Raw genomic sequence first — 18173 nt, 5'->3', positions numbered from 1 at the left:
CTTCGCGATCAACAGAATTCAAGGCAGGTAAGAAATGAGCGCTATCAACGTCTTCCAGCAAAACCCCGGCGCCGAGGCCAAGGCCCAGTCGCCACTGCACCACGCCGACCTGGCCAGCCTGGTTGGCAAAGGCCGCAAGAACGCAGGCGTGACCCTGCGTGAACGCAAGTTCCTCGGCCACCTGACCATCCGTGGCGACGGCCACAACCCGGAATTCGCCGCCGGCGTGCACAAGGCCCTGGGCCTGGAGCTGCCAGTGGCCCTGACCGTGGTCGCCAACAACGAAATGTCGCTGCAATGGGTCGGCCCCGACGAGTGGCTGCTGATCGTGCCTGGTGGCCAGGAACTGGCGGTCGAGCAGAAACTGCGCGCAGCCCTCGAAGGCCAGCACATCCAGGTAGTCAACGTCAGTGGCGGGCAGAGCCTGCTGGAACTGCGCGGCCCGAACGTGCGCGAAGTGCTGATGAAATCCACCAGCTATGATGTTCATCCGAACAACTTCCCGGTGGGCAAGGCAGTCGGCACCGTGTTCGCCAAGTCGCAACTGGTGATTCGCCGCACCGCCGAAGACACCTGGGAGCTGGTGATTCGCCGCAGCTTCGCCGACTACTGGTGGCTGTGGCTGCAGGACGCTTCGGCCGAGTACGGCCTGAGCATCGAGGCTTAAGGAGAACAGAACATGAGTCGGGCACCGGATACCTGGATTCTCACCGCCGACTGCCCGAGCATGCTCGGCACCGTCGACGTGGTGACGCGTTACCTCTTCGAGCAGCGCTGCTACGTGACGGAGCACCACTCCTTCGATGACCGGCAGTCTGGGCGTTTCTTCATTCGCGTGGAGTTCCGTCAGCCGGACGATTTCGATGAAGCCGGCTTCCGCGCCGGCCTTGCCGAGCGCAGCGAGGCGTTCGGCATGACCTTCGAGCTGACCGCACCGAATCACCGCCCCAAGGTGGTGATCATGGTGTCCAAGGCCGACCACTGCCTTAACGACCTGCTGTATCGCCAGCGTATCGGTCAGCTGGCCATGGACGTGGTCGCGGTGGTGTCCAACCACCCTGATCTCGAACCCCTGGCGCACTGGCACAAGATCCCTTACTACCACTTCGCCCTCGACCCCAAGGACAAGCCTGGGCAAGAGCGCAAGGTACTTCAGGTGATCGAGGAAACCGGCGCCGAGCTAGTGATTCTTGCGCGCTACATGCAGGTGCTTTCGCCAGAGCTGTGCCGGCGCCTGGATGGCTGGGCGATCAACATTCACCACTCGTTGCTGCCAGGGTTCAAAGGCGCCAAGCCTTACCACCAGGCGTACAACAAGGGCGTAAAGATGGTTGGCGCTACGGCGCACTACATCAACAACGACCTGGACGAAGGCCCGATCATCGCCCAGGGCGTGGAGGTGGTCGACCACAGCCATTACCCCGAAGACCTGATTGCCAAAGGGCGCGACATCGAGTGCCTGACCTTGGCGCGGGCGGTGGGGTATCACATCGAGCGACGAGTGTTCCTCAATGCGAACAGGACTGTGGTGCTCTGACCGCGTCTAGCTTTTATCGCGGGCATGGGCTTTCAGGGTTTCGCGGATGGCTGTAACGAACCTCTGGCGCATGTCCGCACCCAGTTTGTTACCTGGGATTGGATCGCCGTCGCGGTCCACCCAGCCTGCTTTGAACTCGTGAAGATCCATGTCTTCGGCTTCTTCGTCGAAGTCGTAGCCTGGTCCATAAGCCGCGTAATAGAAGATCTTATCGGCGTCCAGAAAGTACCGCTGTTTACCGAACAATGCTGCTTCGATGTCTGGTTCGAAGCCCTGCTGCCTGGCAGCCTCGACCCAGTATGGCCAAAAGGCGTCCTCGGGGCGTTCAGTATCCGTCATGGTGGTTCTCCAGTTTGATAACGATGGGTTACTGCATCCCTATCGAAACACTCGTTCGCCGACGTATTGCGGTAGATATTCATCGTCCTGTGCATACGCGCGACCACCACCTGGCCGATTGCCGTTCAGAGGCATTTGCCTGTCGTTTCCAGTCAGCGCATCCGGCCCCATCAGGCCCACAATTCCCTGCATTCCAGTAACACATGCCGCCCACGGATGGCGGCGCGTTCAACCACCGCTGCATAAATAAAAATCAAGCGAGGTAAGAGCATGTCTGGCAATCGTGGAGTGGTATATCTCGGCGCCGGCAAGGTCGAGGTGCAGAAGATCGACTACCCGAAAATGCAGGACCCGCGCGGCAAGAAGATCGAGCACGGCGTGATCCTGAAGGTGGTCTCCACCAACATCTGCGGCTCCGACCAGCACATGGTCCGCGGCCGCACCACTGCCCAGGTCGGCCTGGTCCTGGGCCACGAAATCACTGGTGAAATCGTCGAGAAGGGCCGTGACGTCGAGCGCATGCAGATTGGCGACCTGGTCTCGGTGCCATTCAACGTCGCCTGTGGCCGCTGCCGCTCCTGCAAGGAAATGCACACCGGTGTCTGCCTCACCGTCAACCCTGCCCGCGCTGGCGGTGCCTACGGTTACGTCGACATGGGCGACTGGACCGGCGGCCAGGCCGAGTACGTGCTGGTGCCGTACGCCGACTTCAACCTGCTGAAACTGCCCGAGCGCGACAAGGCCATGGAGAAAATCCGTGACCTGACCTGCCTGTCCGACATCCTGCCGACCGGCTACCACGGTGCCGTGACTGCCGGTGTAGGCCCAGGCAGCACCGTCTACGTTGCTGGCGCCGGCCCGGTCGGTCTGGCTGCCGCTGCCTCGGCACGCCTGCTGGGCGCTGCCTGCGTCATCGTCGGCGACCTCAACCCAGCCCGCCTGGCTCACGCCAAGTCCCAAGGCTTCGAAGTGGTCGACCTGTCCAAGGACACCCCGCTGCACGAGCAGATCGTCGACATTCTCGGTGAGCCGGAAGTGGACTGCGCCGTTGACGCCGTTGGCTTCGAAGCCCGCGGCCATGGTCACGAAGGTGCCAAGCATGAAGCGCCGGCCACCGTGCTGAACTCGCTGATGCAGGTTACCCGCGTTGCCGGCAACATCGGTATCCCGGGCCTGTACGTGACCGAAGACCCGGGTGCGGTGGATGCTGCCGCCAAGATCGGCGCGCTGAGCATCCGCTTTGGCCTGGGCTGGGCCAAGTCGCACAGCTTCCACACCGGCCAGACCCCGACCATGAAGTACAACCGCCAGCTGATGCAGGCGATCATGTGGGACCGTATCAACATCGCTGAAGTGGTGGGTGTGCAGGTGATCAACCTGGACCAAGCGCCGGAAGGGTATGGCGAGTTTGATGCGGGTGTGCCGAAGAAGTTCGTGATCGACCCGCACAAGATGTGGGGGGCGGCGTAACAGCTGTTGTTTGACAAGAGCCCCTCGCATTGAGGGGCTTTTTCATGGCTGTGTCATTGACTTCAAAGCCAGCACTGAGCCCTGTAGGAGCAGCCTTGCGCTGCGAAAGGGCCGGCAAGCCGAAAGCTCATCTCTGGCATCAATGGCGTCTTCGCAGCACAAGGCTGCTCCTACCAGGAGCCGAGCCAGCCAGGGAGATTGACGGCGCGCACTGTGGGAGCGGGCGTGCCCACGAATAGGCCAGCCCAGGCAACCCAAAACTCAGCGCATCATTCCCCAACTCAGCATCATCCATCAGTGCCTTGGCCAACGCGCTCAGGTAATGTGACGCCCAAAGCAACTGCGGCTTGTTTTCCATCAGCCCGTCAATGGTCATGTCCCGCACATAGCCCATCAGTTCCGAGGCGTGGTCACGGGCATACTGGCAAGGAATACCGGGCGCGATACAAAATAGCGCGTGGGTCTTGTACAGGAGTATCAGGGCAGTAATCTGGGTTGGTGCAGATGGCCGCCCAAAAATTAGTTATGCCCATCAACAGAGTTTCTTCTGATAGAAAGAGCGTTTTCTTGAGTTTGGCTGGGGCGGATTGTAGAAATGCTATGCCTTCTAGTCGGCGTGCTGGCTAATGAGTTGTGTTCTAAAAAAGCCAGGTCGGTTTCTGCTTTTTCAATAATGATTCGTTTTTTTTCTATTTTTTTGGTTAGTCTATCGATGTCTTTTTGTTTGCGTTTCATGATTGCAGGATTGGGAAGTATTTCGGCCTCGATAAAAGCTAAGTCTTCATATTTATCATTGAGTTTTCTGTTAAGTGTTTTAAGTTTTTGATTTGACGTGACATGGCTTCTACTTTTAGCGACCTGGTAAGAAGGTGGTGCAGCTTCTTTGGTATATGGAGGGGCAGGTTCCTCGCGGCCCCGTTCTACGACAGATACATTCTGCGTGGGAGCACTGCGGGAAAAAAGATTTCCGACCCATCTGAAGAAACGCATAATGAACATGCCGCTAGGGTCATGAAAGTTTATTGGGTCTCCTTCGCAGTAAGCGTAGGTATTAATTCCACCTTTTCCGAAGGGGCTATAGGAGTCAGGTGAGTAGAATCTGCTCGTCCCATAAAGCCTATGTCCATTGCCAAGCAAATAGCCGTTTACAAAGGCGTTATGCAGCTCGCCGTTAAATCCTAGAGATGTTTTAAGTTCGGGCAAGTTTCCACAATGGCCGTATGCTGTGTAAGCAGCGTGCGGCCCACCCCAGCCATACGCTTGCAGAACCGAACCTGCAGCGTCTGTTACCAGCAGGCCTGTACGAGGTGCATTGTCAGACTTTCTTTCCGCAAGAAGCTGCTCGCCTGCACGGAGAACTGTTCTGGAGTGCGCTCCTGAAATTATGGTCGCTAGCTTACTGTTTTGGTAGAGGAATGCTGAACGTCTGTTTACTTCCATTCTGGGCATACTCATATTTTTAGCTGATGAAATCTGAATCGATGGTGGCAGTATTAATCGGTTTGTTACGTGTCGCTACTGGCAAAAATGATAGGTGTCCATCAAAGCAGCTTTATTCGCTCGCGCCCTGATGACCGGCTCGGAACAAAGCAATGAATTATCAGTCAAATGCCCCGTGTCCCAGGCCATCCCGGCCAACGAGGTCCCTCCCGATGAAAGCATTCACCCTGGCAACCCTGATGACCCTGGCCGCAAGCCCGGTGTTCGCCTTCAACCTCAGCGATGCCGCCAACGCCGTGTCCGCCATGCAGAACCAGCAACCGCAAGGCCAGGTGCAGGCGCCCGCAGCGCAAGCCAATTTGCTCAATACCCTGGGTAGCCAATTGAACATCACCCCCGAGCAAGCCGTGGGCGGGGCGGGGGCGATGTTGGGGTTGGCGCGTAACAACCTCAGCAGCGAAGACTATGGCCAGCTGACCAAGGCAGTACCGGGGCTGGACTTGCTGGCCGGGGCCAGCGCGCTGGGTGGTTTAAGTGGGTTGGGTGATTTGCTGGGCAAGAACAGCGAGAACCCGTCGGCGTTGAGCAATGCGCTGGGTGGCAATGTGGAGAACCGCAGCGACCTGGACAATGCGTTCAAGGCGCTGGGCATGGATACCGGGATGATCGGACAGTTTGCGCCGTTGCTGCTGCAGTACCTGGGGCAGCAGGGGATTGCCGGGGCGTTGTTGCAGAACCTGGGGAGTTTGTGGACTACGCCAGTGCCGGCGCCGTTGGCTCAGCCGTCGGTCTGATCCAAGCGAAACGAGCCCCCTCGCGTAGAGGGGCTTCAGGTACGTAGCGGCTATGTTTTAGCGAAGGGGTTTTCTATCCAACGCTGTTACGAATGACGAACGCCATTTTCCCTTCTTTCACGTCTAATCTGGTCGCGCATTTCCCGGGCTTTCTCCTCTTTTAATCTTTGTTCTTCGTGCGCTTTGATTCTAGCCGCAGAACGCCATTCCTCGCCTTTTTTTTCAAATTCTCTTTGCTGCATGCGGAAAGCATTAAGTTTTTTTGTGCTTCTTCTGCTAGCTCGCTCAAGACCCCTGCAATGATAGGGCTTTCGCCCTTGAAATGCTTGTCTCTATATTTTTCTGCCTCGCCGCTGAGGGTTGGTACTTGGGGAAGTTTCTCCATATTTTTTTCCATTTTAATGGAGGTCAAATGGTAGTCTTGGGAAGTTTTAGGCTGGTCTGGGAATTTCAATCTGCCTATTGCGTTTGCTCTGGCTTCAGTTTCAGTATTATAGATATTGACTTGCTGAGTAAGTTTTTCCTTGCGGCCGAAGAAGTTTCCAATCGCTTTCCGAAGGTTAACATGGCCTGAAGGGTCGATTTTGTTTATGGGGTCGTTGCTGCAGTAGGCGTACGCATTTATTCCGCCACCGCCAAAAGGGCTCATGGAATCAGGGCAAGAGAATCTCATGTGAGCGGGGCTGTAAGAGCGATGATAGCCAATCCCCAATAAATAAAAACCTATTGCAGTATTCAGCAGTTCACCATTGAACCCTAATAGCGGCATCGCTGAAGCATCAGGTCTGTGCCCGTATGGGGTATAAACGATAGTTTGCTCAGGGCTGGCAGATGTTTGCAATATACTCGCTGAGTCATCTGTCGAGTAAAGCTTTGTTGTCGAATCAGGCTCGTCTTGCCACTCTGCCAACGGGGTGATGTGCGATCGAAACAACGTTTGGGTGGCATTTTTGCTTTTTATATTTAGTGGAAGCCCGTTCATGTAGAAGATTTTTTTACTTTCACTCATGGCCAGTACTCATCATTGATTTGAGTTTTCATCATGAGTATTAGCTGGACGCAGGGGGGCCGCAACTGGCAAAAATGTTAGGTATGCATGGGCAAGTGCGATGTCTACAAGCTTGGCGTAGCAATGTGTGTTTGCTGCTGCAGTCACCCGACAGCGGCGGACTGGAGGCGCCGCTGCGCGGCCCTTGCCGAGCAGTTCGGCGCCACGCCATGCCTGCTCCAAAAAAGCAGATTTGCGTCAGGCCAGCAGATCAGGCAGCTTCGCTGAAGTCCACCAGGCGCACCGGGCGACGGAAGCCGGCGGTCAGTACCGCCAGGTACGCCAGGCCCAGGGCAAACCAGCACAGGCCAATCACCAAAGTCAGTGCCGTCAGGCTGGTCCACAGCCACAAGGTCAGCGCCAACCCCACCAACGGCACCACGCCATAGCACAGCAGCCCCTTGAGGTTACGCTGTGCACCATCGTCCATCAGGTGAGTCTTCACCACTGCCAGGTTCACCGCCGAAAACGCCACCAGCGCACCAAAGCTGATCAGCGAGGCAAGGGTCGCCAGGTCGATCACCAACGCCAGCAACGAGAACGCCGAAACCAGCAGAATGGCGAACACCGGCGTGCCAAAGCGCGGTGACAGGTAGCCGAACGTTCGCTGCGGCAGCACCTTGTCACGGCCCATGGTGAACAGAATGCGCGACACAGCCGCCTGCGAGGCCAGCGCCGAGCCCAGGCTGCCGGCCACATAGGCCGCAGTGAAGAAGTTGGCCAGGAACTGCCCGCCCGCCTTGAGCATCACCTCGTTGGCCGCCGCATCGGCATTGGCAAAGGTGGTGCCCGGCAGTACCAGTTGGCTGACATAGGCCAGCACGGTGAACAGCACGCCGGCGAACAGGGTGGTGAGGATGATTGCCCGTGGCACATCGCGGCGGGCATCGCGGCATTCTTCGGCCAAGGTCGAGACAGCGTCAAAGCCGAGGAACGACAGGCACAGCACCGCCGCACCAGCCATCAGCGCGCCGAAGCCCGGCTGCGAACCGTCGCCCAGCAGTGGCGAAAGCAGGTCGAGCGGCTGGCCAGCCAGGGACTGGCAGGACAGGGCGACGAACACCACGATGAAGACGATCTGTGCACCGACGATCAGGTTGCTGGTCTTGGCCACAGAGTGAATGCCGACCACATTGAGCACCGTGACCAGGGCAATAGATGCCAGCGCGATCGACCATGCTGGGATGGCCGGGAAGGCGATGTTGAGGAACAGGCCGATCAGCAGGTAATTGATCATCGGCAGGAACAGGTAGTCGAGCAGCAGCGACCAGCCGGCCAGGAAGCCTACGTTCGGGCCGAAGGCCATGTTGGTATAGGAGTACGCCGAGCCCGCAACCGGGAAGCGTTTGACCATGAAGCTGTAGGAGGTGGCGGTGAACAGCATGGCCACCAGGGTGACGATATAGGCGCCGGCCGTGCGGCCACCAGTAAGTTCGGTGACGATGCCGTAAGTGGTGAAGATGGTCAGCGGGACCATGTACACCAGGCCGAAGAACACCAGGGCGGGCAGGCCGAGGACACGGCGGAGCTGGACGGGGGTAGAGCTGGGTGGGTTGGCCATCGTTCGATCCAGAGCTTTTTTGTAGTTGTGCTTTGGTCGATTTTTATCCACTTAGGTGGGGTGTGACAAAGAAGTAATCCTAATGCTGATTATTAGCCAGGTTTTTAATCGGATATTTGTAATGCCTGTTCCGGCCTCTTCGCGGGTAAACCCGCTCCCACAGGGGGCTCACAGGTCTTGAGTTCTGCGCAGTACCTGTGGGAGCGGGTTTACCCGCGAAGAGGCCTGGTCAGGCAATGGAAATCTCAGCCCATCTCCACCCGCAGCTGCTCGATCCGCAAGTCCTTCTCCACCCACAACTGGTTCACCCAGGCCTGCACGGTCTGCCTGAACTCAGCATCATTCTCGTAATCCCCCGCCCACAGCATCGGGTCCAGTTCACGCACACGAATGTCGATAATCACCCGGCTGATGCTGCCATTGAGCAAATCCCAGAAACCCGGCGCCTTGTTGCCGGGGTAGACGATGGTCACATCCAGCAAGGCATCCAGTTGCTCGCCCAATGCCGCCAGCACGAACGCCACGCCACCAGCCTTGGGCTTGAGCAGGTAGCGATACGGCGATTGCTGCTGCTGACGCTTGGCTTCGGTGAAGCGTGTGCCTTCCAGGTAGTTCACCACGGTCACCGGCTGGCGCTTGAACAGTTCACAGGCAGCCTTGGTGATTTCCAGGTCCTTGCCTTTCAGCTCGGGGTGCTTCTCCAGGAAGGCCTTGCTGTAGCGCTTCATGAACGGGTAATCCAGCCCCCACCAGGCCAGGCCCAGCAGTGGTACCCAGATCAGCTCCTTCTTCAGGAAGAACTTGAAGAATGGTGTACGGCGGTTGAGGCTCTCGATCAGCGCCGGAATATCGACCCAGGTCTGGTGGTTGCTGACGGCCAGGTACGAAGTGTCCTTGCGCAGGTTCTCGACGCCACGGATATCCCACTGGGTAGGAATGCACAGGGCAAAGATAGCCTTGTCGATCTCCGACCAGGTCTCGGCCACCCACATCACCGCCCATGAGGCATAGTCACGCCCACGCCCCGGCAGCACCAGTTTGAGCAGGGCGAAGACCAGCAGCGGGCAGATCAACACCAGGGTGTTGAGCAGCAGCAGGGTGGTAGTGAGGATGCCGGTCAGCAGGCGACGCATAAAGAGACTCTTGTTGTGGGAGATAAACGGTTGGCAATGATAAGCAGGGCAGTGGCCTACGCCAAATTTCCAGTGCCCTGCGGCGAGGACAAATGTTTCACATTATGTTGGTTAGGCTTGTGACAGCGAACCTATCCTGCCAGTGCAGTCTAAGCACTGACCCTCCTCAAGGAAGCTTGCCTGTGAAACCTCTGCTTGCCCTGTTGTCATTGTTGGCGCTGCCGGTCATGGCCGCCGAGCCCACAATCTATGGCCGTTACGAGAACATAGCCCTGCCCGAACTGGGCGAAACCCTGAAAGCCAAGATGGATACCGGTGCCTTCACCGCGTCGCTGTCGGCCAAGGACATCGAGCTGTTCACCCGTGATGGCGACGAGTGGGTACGCTTCCGCCTGGCCACCAAGGACTCGGACGGCAAGGTGTACGAGCACAAGGTCTCGCGCATCAGCAAGATCAAGGGCCGTGCCGATGAAGAGGAGGAAGGCGATGCGCCGGAAATCTCCAAGCGCCCGGTGGTCGACCTGGAGCTGTGCCTGGGGGATGTGAAGCGCACCGTCGAGGTCAACCTGGTGGACCGCAGCAGCTTCAACTACCCGCTGCTGGTGGGCTCCAAGGCTTTGCGCGAGTTCAAGGCGGCGGTCAACCCGGCCAAGAAGTTCACCGCTGGCAAGCCAGGCTGCTGATTCGAAACCGCATTGGTCCCTCCATTGTAGGAGCGGCCTTGTGTCGCGATCGGGCCGCAAAGCGGCCCCACGATTCCAGCGTTGATGCAGACATTGTCGGGGCCGCTCTGCGGCCCTTTCGCGACACAAGGCCGCTCCTACACAATAGTGCGTCGCCATAGATATCTGCACAGGCCCGGACGCCATGCCCCACATCCTCATCGTCGAAGACGAAGCTGCCATCGCCGACACCCTGGTCTACGCCCTGCAGGCCGACGGCCATAGCACCGAATGGGTAACCCTGGGCGGCGCCGCCCTCGACCAGCAGCGCCAGCGCCCGGCCGACTTGGTCATCCTCGATATCGGCCTGCCTGATATCAGTGGCTTCGAAACCTGCCGCCAGCTGCGCCGCTTCAGCGAAGTACCGGTAATGTTCCTCAGCGCCCGCGATGGCGAAATCGACCGGGTGGTGGGCCTGGAAATCGGCGCAGACGACTATGTGGTCAAACCCTTCAGCCCGCGTGAAGTGGCGGCGCGGGTACGGGCGATTCTCAAGCGCATGGGCCCCAGGGTCGAGCCCGCTGTCGAGGCCACGCTGTTCCAGCTCGACACCTTGCGCATGCAGATTACCTACCGCGGCCAGCCACTCCCCCTTACCCGTCACGAATTCCGCCTGCTGCAATGCCTGCTCGAGCAACCGTACCGGGTATTCAGCCGCGAACAGCTGCTGGACGCCGTGGGCGTGGCCTCTGACGTCGGCTACGAGCGCAACATCGACAGCCATATCAAGAGCCTGCGCGCCAAGCTGCGCCAGGTGGCCAGCGATGCCGAACCGATCCAGACCCACCGTGGCCTCGGCTACAGCTACAGCCCGGACCATGCCTGATGCGCCTGGGCATCCGGATCTTCCTGGTGTACTTCCTGTTCGTCGGGCTGGCGGGCTACTTTCTGCTCAACACGGTGCGCGAACAGATTCGTCCGGTGGTGCGCCAGTCCTCTGAAGAAACGCTGGTAGACACCGCGAACCTGCTGGCCGAGATCCTGCACGATGACGTCAAGGCCGGCACCCTGAACCAGAGCCGCTTGCCCGAAGTGCTCAAGGCCTATGGCTCGCGCAGCCCGGGTGCGCAGATCTGGGGCCTGGCCAAGAACCAGGTCAGCCACCGCATCTATGTCACCGATGCCAAGGGCACCGTGCTGCTGGACTCCAGTGGCGAGGACCTGGGCAAGGACTACTCGAAGTGGAATGACGTGTACCTGACCTTGCGTGGCCAGTACGGCGCCCGCTCCACCCGCAGCGACCCCGACGATGAAAGCACCTCGGTGATGCACGTGGGCGCGCCGATAATCGACGATGGCAAGATCATCGGCGTGGTCACCGTGGCCAAGCCCAACAGCTCGCTGCAACCGTACATCGACCGCTCCGAACGGCGCTTGCTGACCCTGGGCCTTGGGCTGATTGGCTTGGGCCTGCTGATCGGTGCCGCGTTGTCGTGGTGGTTGGCGCGTTCGCTGCGCCGGCTGGCCCGCTACGCCCAGGCGGTCAGCGAGGGCGAGCGCGCCGCCCTGCCGCACTACAAGGGTGGCGAACTGGCGCACCTGGCCCAGGCGGTCGAGCGCATGCGCACGCAACTGGAGGGCAAGGCCTATGTCGAGCGGTATGTGCATACCCTGACACACGAGCTGAAAAGCCCGCTGGCGGCCATTCGTGGTGCGTCCGAGCTGTTGCAGGGCGATGATATGCCGGCTGACCAGCGGGCGCGCTTTGCCGGCAACATCGAGCGCGAGAGCGAGCGTTTGCAGCAGATGATCGAACGCCTGCTCAACCTGGCCCGGGTCGAGCAGATGCAGGCGCTGGAGGATGAGCAGCAGGTGGCGCTGGCGGCGTTGGTGGACGAGTTGCTGTTGGCCCATGCGGCGCGTATCGAAGGTGCCGATTTGCAGGTGCGCCAGCGGGTGCCGGCTGGTTTGCGCTTGTTGTGTGACCCATTCCTGATGCGCCAGGCGCTGGCCAACCTGCTCGACAACGCGTTGGACTTCACCCCGGAGGGAGGCGCGCTGTTGTTCGACCTGGAGCGCGATGGCGAACGGGTGGCGCTGAGTGTGTTCAACCAGGGGCAGGCGATACCGGCCTATGCCATTGGGCGGGTGAGCGAGCGGTTCTACTCGCTGCCGCGGCCGGGGAGCGGACGCAAGAGCACCGGGTTGGGGCTTAATTTTGTGGCCGAGGTGATGCAGCTGCATGGCGGGGCGTTGGCAGTGGATAACGTCGATGGAGGGGTGCGGGTGAGGTTGTGGCTGCCGGTGCGGCGTATCAGCTGACATTGCCGGGGCTGCTGTGCAGCCCATCGCGACACAAGGCCGCTCCTACAAGAGCGCGCGTCCTCCTGTAGGAGCGGCCTTGTGTCGCGATGGGCCGCAAAGCGGCCCCAAAAACACACAATCTCCACACCATCTCCCCGAAGCCTCCACGCAAGGCGCAGACACTGCGCCCACTGCCACAGGAGGCCCCATGAACAAGACCCTCGGTTTCAAACTCGGCATGATCGCCGTATTGATCTTGCTGCTGCTCGTCCCGCTACTGCTGATCAGCGGCCTGATCGGTGAACGCCAGGCCCTGCGCGACAATGTGCTGCGCGATATCGCCCAGAGCGCCAGCTTCGACCAGCAACTCAGCGGCCCGCTGCTGGTGGTGCCCTACCGCAAGTACCAGCGCCGCTGGATCGAAAAGGACGGCGAGCGCACCCAGGAGACCAGCACCATTGCCGGCCACCTGTACTTCCTGCCGGAAACCTTCGACGCCAACCTGGGCGTGGACACCGAACTGCGCGCCCGTGGCATCTACCAGGCCCGGCTGTTCCACGCCAAGGGCCGTATCAGTGGCCGCTTCAAGCTCCCGGAACGTTGGGGTATCGAAAAGGACTTCGACGACTACCGCTTCGACAAGCCGTTCCTGGTAGTAGGCATCAGCGATATCCGCGGCATCGAGAACGGCCTGGAGCTGAGCATGGGCGAGCAGAAAGTGCCGTTCGAAGCCGGCACCCGGCTCGACTGGATGCGTGGTGGCGTGCACGCCAGCCTGCCGGGGCTGGACGGCTTGCAGGCGCGTGAATTCAGCTACGGTTTCGATCTCGCACTGCAAGGCACCGGCCAGTTGCACGTAGTGCCGGTGGGCCGCACCAGTGCCGTGGACCTGCGCGCCAACTGGCCGCACCCGAGCTTCGTCGGCAACTACCTGCCCAGTCGTCGCGACATCGACGCCCAGGGCTTCACTGCCCACTGGCAGACCTCGTTCTTTGCCACCAACCTCGAAGACGCCCTGCGTCAGTGCGCCACCGCCGGGCAGTGTGCGGACTTCAGCGAGCGCAGCTTCGGTGTCAGCTTCGTCGACCCGGTGGACCAGTACCTGAAGAGCGAGCGGGCAATCAAGTACGCCTTGCTGTTCATCGCCCTGACCTTCGCCGGCTTCTTCCTGTTCGAAGTGCTGAAGAACCTCAGCGTGCACCCGGTGCAGTACATCCTGGTGGGGGTGGCGCTGGCGTTCTTCTACCTGCTGTTGCTGTCGTTGTCCGAGCACATCGGCTTTGGTTTGGCGTATGGGCTGTCAGCTTCGGCATGTGTGCTGCTGATCGGCTTCTACCTGAGCCATGTGTTACGCAGCCTGGGGCGTGGAGTGGGCTTTGCGGTGGGGTTGGCGGCGTTGTATGCGCTGCTCTACGGGCTGCTGAGTGCCGAGGACTATGCGCTGTTGATGGGCTCGTTGCTGTGCTTCGGCCTGCTGGGGGTATTCATGGTGCTGACCCGGCGGCTGGATTGGGCCCGGGTGGGGAGGGCGGCATGAGGGAGGACAGAGAGATCGGGCGGTGGCTGGCCCTCAGGATCGGGCAGCTGTTTCCTGTGATACCGAGGTGAGGCATTCGCAGCACAAGGCTGCTCCTACAGGGGAGCACGAGTGCCTGTAGGAGCAGCCTTGTGCTGCGAATGGGCCTGTCAGGCTGCCGGTGCTGTTGCCACCATCGACGGCCGCTTGGCCACCTCGGCATACCACGCCGCCAATCCAGGCTGGTGTTCACGCCAGCCAAACTCTGGCTGGCGCAAATCCAGATACCCCAGCGCACAGGCCACGCCGATCGCTGCCAGGTCGAACCCGGACATCAACTCGGGCAAATGCTCCTGCTCCAGATTGGCCAGGCTACGGCGGATCTTGTCGCCCTGTGCCTGCAGCCAACCATCCCAGCGCTTGTCTTCAGGGCGCAGGAAGCTCTCATAGCGGCTCGACACCGCCGCATCCATGATGGCATCGGCCTGCGACACCAGTGTCATGCGCCGCCAGCGCGCCGAGCCTTCGCGCGGCAGCAGCGGCAGGCCGACGTGCTGCAGGTCGAGGTACTCGCAGATCACCCGGCTGTCATGCAGCACGGTGCCGTCTTCCAGGCGCAGGGCCGGGATCTTGCCGATCGGGTTGTCCTGGTTGAGCTGTGGGTCGCCGCTGACCGGGCTGATGTTCACCGGCTGCAGCTGCACGCGCTCAAGTTGGCCAGTCTCGTGCAACACCACCATGACCTTGCGCACGAAAGGCGACAACGGCGAGTGGAACAGAGTCATCGTGCTCATGCTTCAGTTACCCTGCAGGCTCGGTGGCAGGCACACGCCGGTACCGCCGATACCGCAGTAGCCGTCCGGGTTCTTGGCCAGATACTGCTGGTGGTAGGCCTCGGCGAAGTACACGGTCGGTGCCTGGTCGATTTCGGTGGTGATCTCGCCGAAGCCGGCCTTGCTCAGTTCGGCCTGGAAGGCGTCGCGGCTGGCCTTGGCCTGTTCCAGCTGTTCAGGGCTGGTGCAGTAGATGGCCGAGCGGTACTGGGTGCCGATGTCGTTGCCCTGGCGCATGCCCTGGGTCGGGTTGTGCAGCTCCCAGAACATTGCCAGCAGCTCGCGGTAGCTGACCTTGTCCTTGTCGAACACCACCAGCACCACTTCGGTGTGGCCGGTCAGGCCCGAGCAGACTTCTTCGTAGGTGGGGTGGGGAGTGAAGCCGCCGGCGTAGCCGACCACTGTGCTGACCACACCTTCACGCTGCCAGAAGCGACGCTCGGCGCCCCAGAAGCAACCCAGGCCGAAGATGGCGAAGTCGATGGCGCCTTCGAAGAAAGGGCCGAGCAGCGGCGTGTCTTTGAACACGTAGTGGAACTCGGGCAGGCTCATTGGCGTTTCGCGGCCAGGCAGGGCCTGTTCCGCGGTTGGCATGACGTTTTTGTTCACCAGGATTTCCGAACGCAGGACCATGGCCGTTCCTCTGTGTTTATTCAGTTGGATAGGTGGTGGGGCCATCGCCGGCAAGCCAGCTCCCACAGGGATATCACAGATTTTGAGATATGAGCGGTCCCTGTGGGAGCTGGCTTGCCGGCGATAGGGCCCGAATGGGCTCTATAGTGCCCGAGGTTTGCGCGGCTGTCAGGCCACCGGACCACGCGGATAGCGCTTCAGCCGTTCAGCCAGCTCGCGCCCCGGAATCGGCCGGTCGAATAGGTAGCCCTGGCCCACGTCGCAGCGGTGCCGGCGCAGGAACGCCAGCTGCTCCGGCGTCTCGATACCCTCGGCCACCACCTTCAGCTTGAGGTTGTGAGCCATGGCCACCACCGCCGAGGTGATCTCCATGTCGTCTTGGTTGTCCGGGATCTCGTTGATGAAGCTGCGGTCGATCTTGAGGATGTCGATCGGAAACTTCTTCAGGTAGCTCAGCGACGAATAACCGGTGCCGAAATCGTCCATGGCCAGGGTCAGGCCCAGTGCCTTCAGCTCATCCAGCTGGCGGTGGGTGTCTTCGGTGGCCTCCAGCAGCAGGCCTTCGGTCAGCTCCAGCTCCAGCAAGTGCGGGGGCAGGGCCTCTTCCTCGAGGATGGTGCTGATCGACGCCACCAGGTCCGGGTCGGAGAACTGCTTGGGCGACAGGTTGATGGCCACATGCAGGTTGCCCATGCCGGCCTCGCGCAGTTGCTGGCTCATGCGGCACGACTGGCGCACCACCCATTTGCCGATGGGGATGATCAGGCCGGTTTCTTCCGCCACGCTGATGAACTGGTCCGGGCGGATCATGCCGCGTTCGGGGTGGTTCCAGCGCAGCAGTGCTTCCAGCCCCAGCAGGCGGCCGCTGCGCAGGCACAGCTTGGGCTGGTAGAACACCTCCAGCTCGTTCTGGGTCAGGGCGCGACGCAGGTTGTTCTCGACGAACAGCTTGTAGCTGGCTTCGGCATTGAGCACTTCGGTAAACACCTGCACCTGGTGCTTGCCGTTGGCCTTGGCCTTGTGCAGCGCCAGGCCGGCGTTCTTCATCAGGCTGGCCGGGTCGGCGCCATGCAGTGGCGCGCAGGCCAGGCCCACCGAGGCGGTGACGTTGATCAGCTGGTTGTCGACGAACATCGGCTTGTCGAGGGTGCGCAGCAGTTGCTGGGCGACGCCCTGGCCATCTTCCAGGCTGGTGTCATCCAGCAGCACGGCGAACTCGTTACTGGCAAAGCGCGCCAGGATACCGCCGGTGTGCAGGCTGTTGCGCAGGCGCCGGGCCAGGCTGATCAGCAGCTTGTCGCCGGTCTGGTGGCCGAGGCTGTCGTTGATGCGCTTGAAGTTGTCGATGTCCACCAGCAGCAGGCACATCGAGTACTCGCCATCGCGGGCAAAGCGCTCGTCCAGGCTGCGGATGAACGCCGGGCGGTTGCCCAGGTTGGTCAGGTTGTCGGTGTAGGCCAGGCGCTCGATGCGCTGCTGGGCCAGCTTGGTCTGGGTGACGTCTTCGTAGATGCCGATGTAGTGGGTCAGCTCACGGTTGTCGCCGTATACCTTGGAAATCGACAGCTGGCCCCAGTAGGGCTCGAGGTTCTTGCGCCGGCTCTTGAACTCGCCCTGCCAGCTGTTGCCCATGGCCAGGCTCGACGGCGAGTCGAACAGCAGCTCGCTCAGGTTCTCCAGCGCCGGCAGCTCGCCCAGGTGGCGGCCTTGCACTTCCTCGGTGCTGTACTGGGTGATGGCGGTAAAGCTGGGGTTGACGTACTCCACCACACCGTCGCGGTTGACCAGCAGGAATGCGTTGGCGCTCTGCTCGACCGCACGCTGGAACAGGTGCAGGGCGCTGGCGGCGGTGCGCCGGTTGTGGTTGGTGATGACCTGGGCGAACTGGTCGGCCAGTTCGCCGGCAAAAGCGATTTCGTCCGACTGCCAGGCTCGTGTCTGGCCGGTCTGTTCCAGGCACAGCACGCCGACTACCTGGCCATCGACACGGATGCTGGCATCGAGCATGGCCTTGTTTTCCGGGCACATGCTTTGCGCCAGGGCGCGGGTGCGCGGGTCGTGGCCGGCATTGTGGGCGTCGATGGCGCGGCTGGCGTGCAGCGCGTCGAGATAATCGGGGAAGTGGCTGGCATCGATGGCTTCGGGCTGGCGGTGCTCTTGCGCGTCCCGGTACCAGGCTATGATCGGCTCCAGACGCTGGTCTTCCAGGTGCCAGATGCTGGCGCAGTCCACCTTGTAGATCTCGCAGGCGCTCTGGGTAATCAGCTGGGCGGCTTCCCGCAGCGAGTTCCCGGCGCTGTAGCGCTGGCGGGCCAGGCGCAGGATCAGGTCCTGCTGGCCGCGTACCCGGTCCAGATGCTCGAGTTGTTCCTGCTGCGCGCGCTGGTTCAGTTGCAGGGCCAGTTGCAGGCGGTTGTTGCGCGATTCCAGGTCGCTGGCACCGGCCTCGCCGGTATCTTCAGCCAGGTCGTCGAGCACGCTCAGGTAGCCGCGCAACAGGTGGCGGTTGTGCTGCTTGTAGGCTTCCCCAGCCTCCAGCAGGCGTAGCGATGCAGTTGGCGTGTGCAAGGTGTAGCGCACGCGGTAGTAGCCGCGCTGGGCCAGTTGCAGCTGGATCTCGTCGTGCAGCCGGTAGCGGGCTTCGGGTTCCATCAGGCTGGCATAGGGTGCGTCTACCAGGGCGCACAGGTCGCCGGCGTGCAGGCCGAACTGGCGCTCGCAGGCCGGGTCGAGGTAGAGCATGGTCCAGCTGGCTTCGTTGAGCCTTTCGAAACGCAGCATGCCGAGCCGCGAGGGCACGGGTAACTGCGTGACGACCTCGGCCGCCACACGGCTGGCGGCATCGGGTTGGCTTTTCATCGAAGACTCGCTTGAAGAGGAAACGCGGCCTTGGGGGCGGCAGG

General features: G+C 60.9%; 16 protein-coding genes and 1 pseudogene. 8 read left to right on the top strand and 9 right to left on the bottom strand.

Annotation, left to right across the window (positions count from 1 at the left end; translation table 11 throughout):
* Positions 1-34 precede the first annotated feature (34 nt).
* Both ABIB24_RS17505 and purU read left to right on the top strand, forming a co-directional pair.
* Positions 35-667 (top strand): sarcosine oxidase subunit gamma, encoded by a 633-nt coding sequence (locus tag ABIB24_RS17505; protein ID WP_025337396.1) that lies wholly within the window; start codon positions 35-37, stop codon positions 665-667.
* A gap of 12 nt (positions 668-679) precedes the next feature.
* Complete coding sequence (gene purU / locus ABIB24_RS17500) at positions 680-1537, top strand: formyltetrahydrofolate deformylase (RefSeq protein ID WP_075044363.1); 858 nt, start codon at positions 680-682, stop codon at positions 1535-1537.
* Positions 1538-1543: 6 nt separating this feature from the next.
* Here the strand turns inward: purU and ABIB24_RS17495 are convergent, their stop codons facing one another.
* Positions 1544-1876: a hypothetical protein gene (locus ABIB24_RS17495; protein WP_137162805.1), complete on the bottom strand. Its 333-nt coding sequence runs from the start codon at positions 1874-1876 to the stop codon at positions 1544-1546.
* 270 nt (positions 1877-2146) lie between these two features.
* On the opposite strand from ABIB24_RS17495, the gene fdhA reads away from it, so the two are divergent.
* Complete coding sequence (fdhA, locus tag ABIB24_RS17490; RefSeq protein WP_003255673.1) at positions 2147-3346, top strand: formaldehyde dehydrogenase, glutathione-independent; 1200 nt, start codon at positions 2147-2149, stop codon at positions 3344-3346.
* 274 nt (positions 3347-3620) lie between these two features.
* On the opposite strand, the pseudogene ABIB24_RS17485 reads toward fdhA, so the two are convergent.
* Together ABIB24_RS17485 and ABIB24_RS17480 are read right to left on the bottom strand one after the other, a co-directional pair.
* Positions 3621-3866, bottom strand: a pseudogene (locus ABIB24_RS17485) (DUF3077 domain-containing protein); the annotation flags it as partial.
* A complete protein-coding gene (locus ABIB24_RS17480) occupies positions 3866-4795 on the bottom strand; it encodes an RHS repeat-associated core domain-containing protein (protein WP_354316948.1) in 930 nt (309 codons plus the stop codon). The gene ABIB24_RS17480 and the pseudogene ABIB24_RS17485, both read right to left, overlap by 1 nt.
* A 203-nt stretch (positions 4796-4998) precedes the next feature.
* Between ABIB24_RS17480 and ABIB24_RS17475 the strand changes: the two genes are divergently transcribed.
* Positions 4999-5580 carry a DUF2780 domain-containing protein gene (locus ABIB24_RS17475; RefSeq protein ID WP_137162807.1) on the top strand — a complete coding sequence of 194 codons (582 nt, stop codon included), beginning with the start codon at positions 4999-5001 and terminating at the stop codon, positions 5578-5580.
* Positions 5581-5740: 160 nt separating this feature from the next.
* On the opposite strand, the gene ABIB24_RS17470 is transcribed toward ABIB24_RS17475, so the two are convergent.
* The 3 genes from ABIB24_RS17470 to yihG form a co-directional block, all read right to left on the bottom strand.
* Positions 5741-6589: an RHS repeat-associated core domain-containing protein gene (locus ABIB24_RS17470; protein ID WP_354316947.1), complete on the bottom strand. Its 849-nt coding sequence runs from the start codon at positions 6587-6589 to the stop codon at positions 5741-5743.
* A 250-nt stretch (positions 6590-6839) separates the two neighbouring features.
* A complete protein-coding gene (locus ABIB24_RS17465; protein ID WP_137162809.1) occupies positions 6840-8189 on the bottom strand; it encodes an APC family permease in 1350 nt (449 codons plus the stop codon).
* Between the two features lie 245 nt (positions 8190-8434).
* Positions 8435-9322, bottom strand: coding sequence for a 1-acylglycerol-3-phosphate O-acyltransferase, YihG family (gene yihG, locus ABIB24_RS17460; protein WP_025337401.1), 888 nt, complete (start codon positions 9320-9322; stop codon positions 8435-8437).
* A 182-nt stretch (positions 9323-9504) separates the two neighbouring features.
* Here yihG and rloA2 point away from each other — a divergent pair, with 182 nt between their 5' ends.
* The 4 genes from rloA2 (at position 9505) to creD (ending at position 13825) form a co-directional block, all read left to right on the top strand.
* A complete protein-coding gene (gene rloA2 / locus ABIB24_RS17455; RefSeq protein WP_015268670.1) occupies positions 9505-10005 on the top strand; it encodes a retropepsin-like aspartic peptidase RloA2 in 501 nt (166 codons plus the stop codon).
* A gap of 184 nt (positions 10006-10189) precedes the next feature.
* Entirely contained in the window at positions 10190-10870 is a 681-nt protein-coding gene (creB, locus tag ABIB24_RS17450; RefSeq protein WP_137162810.1) for a two-component system response regulator CreB, read from the top strand.
* Complete coding sequence (creC, locus tag ABIB24_RS17445) at positions 10870-12306, top strand: two-component system sensor histidine kinase CreC (protein WP_013970529.1); 1437 nt, start codon at positions 10870-10872, stop codon at positions 12304-12306. The genes creB and creC overlap by 1 nt, the downstream gene beginning before the upstream one ends.
* A 190-nt stretch (positions 12307-12496) precedes the next feature.
* Positions 12497-13825, top strand: coding sequence for a cell envelope integrity protein CreD (creD, locus tag ABIB24_RS17440; protein WP_354316946.1), 1329 nt, complete (start codon positions 12497-12499; stop codon positions 13823-13825).
* A 149-nt stretch (positions 13826-13974) separates the two neighbouring features.
* Here the strand turns inward: creD and ABIB24_RS17435 are convergent, their stop codons facing one another.
* The 3 genes from ABIB24_RS17435 to ABIB24_RS17425 form a co-directional block, all read right to left on the bottom strand.
* On the bottom strand, positions 13975-14598 hold the full coding sequence (locus ABIB24_RS17435; RefSeq protein ID WP_015268674.1) for a glutathione S-transferase: 624 nt from the start codon (positions 14596-14598) through the stop codon (positions 13975-13977).
* Positions 14599-14601: 3 nt separating this feature from the next.
* Positions 14602-15270: a peptide-methionine (S)-S-oxide reductase MsrA gene (gene msrA, locus ABIB24_RS17430; protein ID WP_003255654.1), complete on the bottom strand. Its 669-nt coding sequence runs from the start codon at positions 15268-15270 to the stop codon at positions 14602-14604.
* 168 nt (positions 15271-15438) lie between these two features.
* The gene (locus ABIB24_RS17425; protein ID WP_025337406.1) at positions 15439-18129 is read right to left on the bottom strand and encodes a putative bifunctional diguanylate cyclase/phosphodiesterase; all 2691 of its coding nucleotides are present in this window, start codon (positions 18127-18129) and stop codon (positions 15439-15441) included.
* Positions 18130-18173 lie beyond the last annotated feature (44 nt).

The sequence above is a fragment of the Pseudomonas sp. UYEF17 genome, assembly GCF_040546125.1.
Classification (GTDB): domain Bacteria; phylum Pseudomonadota; class Gammaproteobacteria; order Pseudomonadales; family Pseudomonadaceae; genus Aquipseudomonas; species Aquipseudomonas putida_Z.
The sequence above is the reverse complement of the archived record's forward strand: the minus strand, read 5'-3'. Positions and strand labels throughout refer to the sequence as shown.

What these genes read in the sequence shown, in the direction of transcription:
- ABIB24_RS17495 (WP_137162805.1), bottom strand. Translation starts at nt 1,876, where the DNA reads ATGACGGATACTGAACGCCCCGAGGACGCCTTTTGGCCATACTGGGTC.
- ABIB24_RS17470 (WP_354316947.1), bottom strand. Translation starts at nt 6,589, where the DNA reads ATGAGTGAAAGTAAAAAAATCTTCTACATGAACGGGCTTCCACTAAAT.
- ABIB24_RS17435 (WP_015268674.1), bottom strand. Translation starts at nt 14,598, where the DNA reads ATGAGCACGATGACTCTGTTCCACTCGCCGTTGTCGCCTTTCGTGCGC.
- ABIB24_RS17425 (WP_025337406.1), bottom strand. Translation starts at nt 18,129, where the DNA reads ATGAAAAGCCAACCCGATGCCGCCAGCCGTGTGGCGGCCGAGGTCGTC.
- ABIB24_RS17465 (WP_137162809.1), bottom strand. Translation starts at nt 8,189, where the DNA reads ATGGCCAACCCACCCAGCTCTACCCCCGTCCAGCTCCGCCGTGTCCTC.
- ABIB24_RS17505 (WP_025337396.1), top strand. Translation starts at nt 35, where the DNA reads ATGAGCGCTATCAACGTCTTCCAGCAAAACCCCGGCGCCGAGGCCAAG.
- creC (WP_013970529.1), top strand. Translation starts at nt 10,870, where the DNA reads ATGCGCCTGGGCATCCGGATCTTCCTGGTGTACTTCCTGTTCGTCGGG.
- ABIB24_RS17480 (WP_354316948.1), bottom strand. Translation starts at nt 4,795, where the DNA reads ATGCCCAGAATGGAAGTAAACAGACGTTCAGCATTCCTCTACCAAAAC.
- yihG (WP_025337401.1), bottom strand. Translation starts at nt 9,322, where the DNA reads ATGCGTCGCCTGCTGACCGGCATCCTCACTACCACCCTGCTGCTGCTC.
- creB (WP_137162810.1), top strand. Translation starts at nt 10,190, where the DNA reads ATGCCCCACATCCTCATCGTCGAAGACGAAGCTGCCATCGCCGACACC.
- ABIB24_RS17475 (WP_137162807.1), top strand. Translation starts at nt 4,999, where the DNA reads ATGAAAGCATTCACCCTGGCAACCCTGATGACCCTGGCCGCAAGCCCG.
- creD (WP_354316946.1), top strand. Translation starts at nt 12,497, where the DNA reads ATGAACAAGACCCTCGGTTTCAAACTCGGCATGATCGCCGTATTGATC.
- fdhA (WP_003255673.1), top strand. Translation starts at nt 2,147, where the DNA reads ATGTCTGGCAATCGTGGAGTGGTATATCTCGGCGCCGGCAAGGTCGAG.
- purU (WP_075044363.1), top strand. Translation starts at nt 680, where the DNA reads ATGAGTCGGGCACCGGATACCTGGATTCTCACCGCCGACTGCCCGAGC.
- msrA (WP_003255654.1), bottom strand. Translation starts at nt 15,270, where the DNA reads ATGGTCCTGCGTTCGGAAATCCTGGTGAACAAAAACGTCATGCCAACC.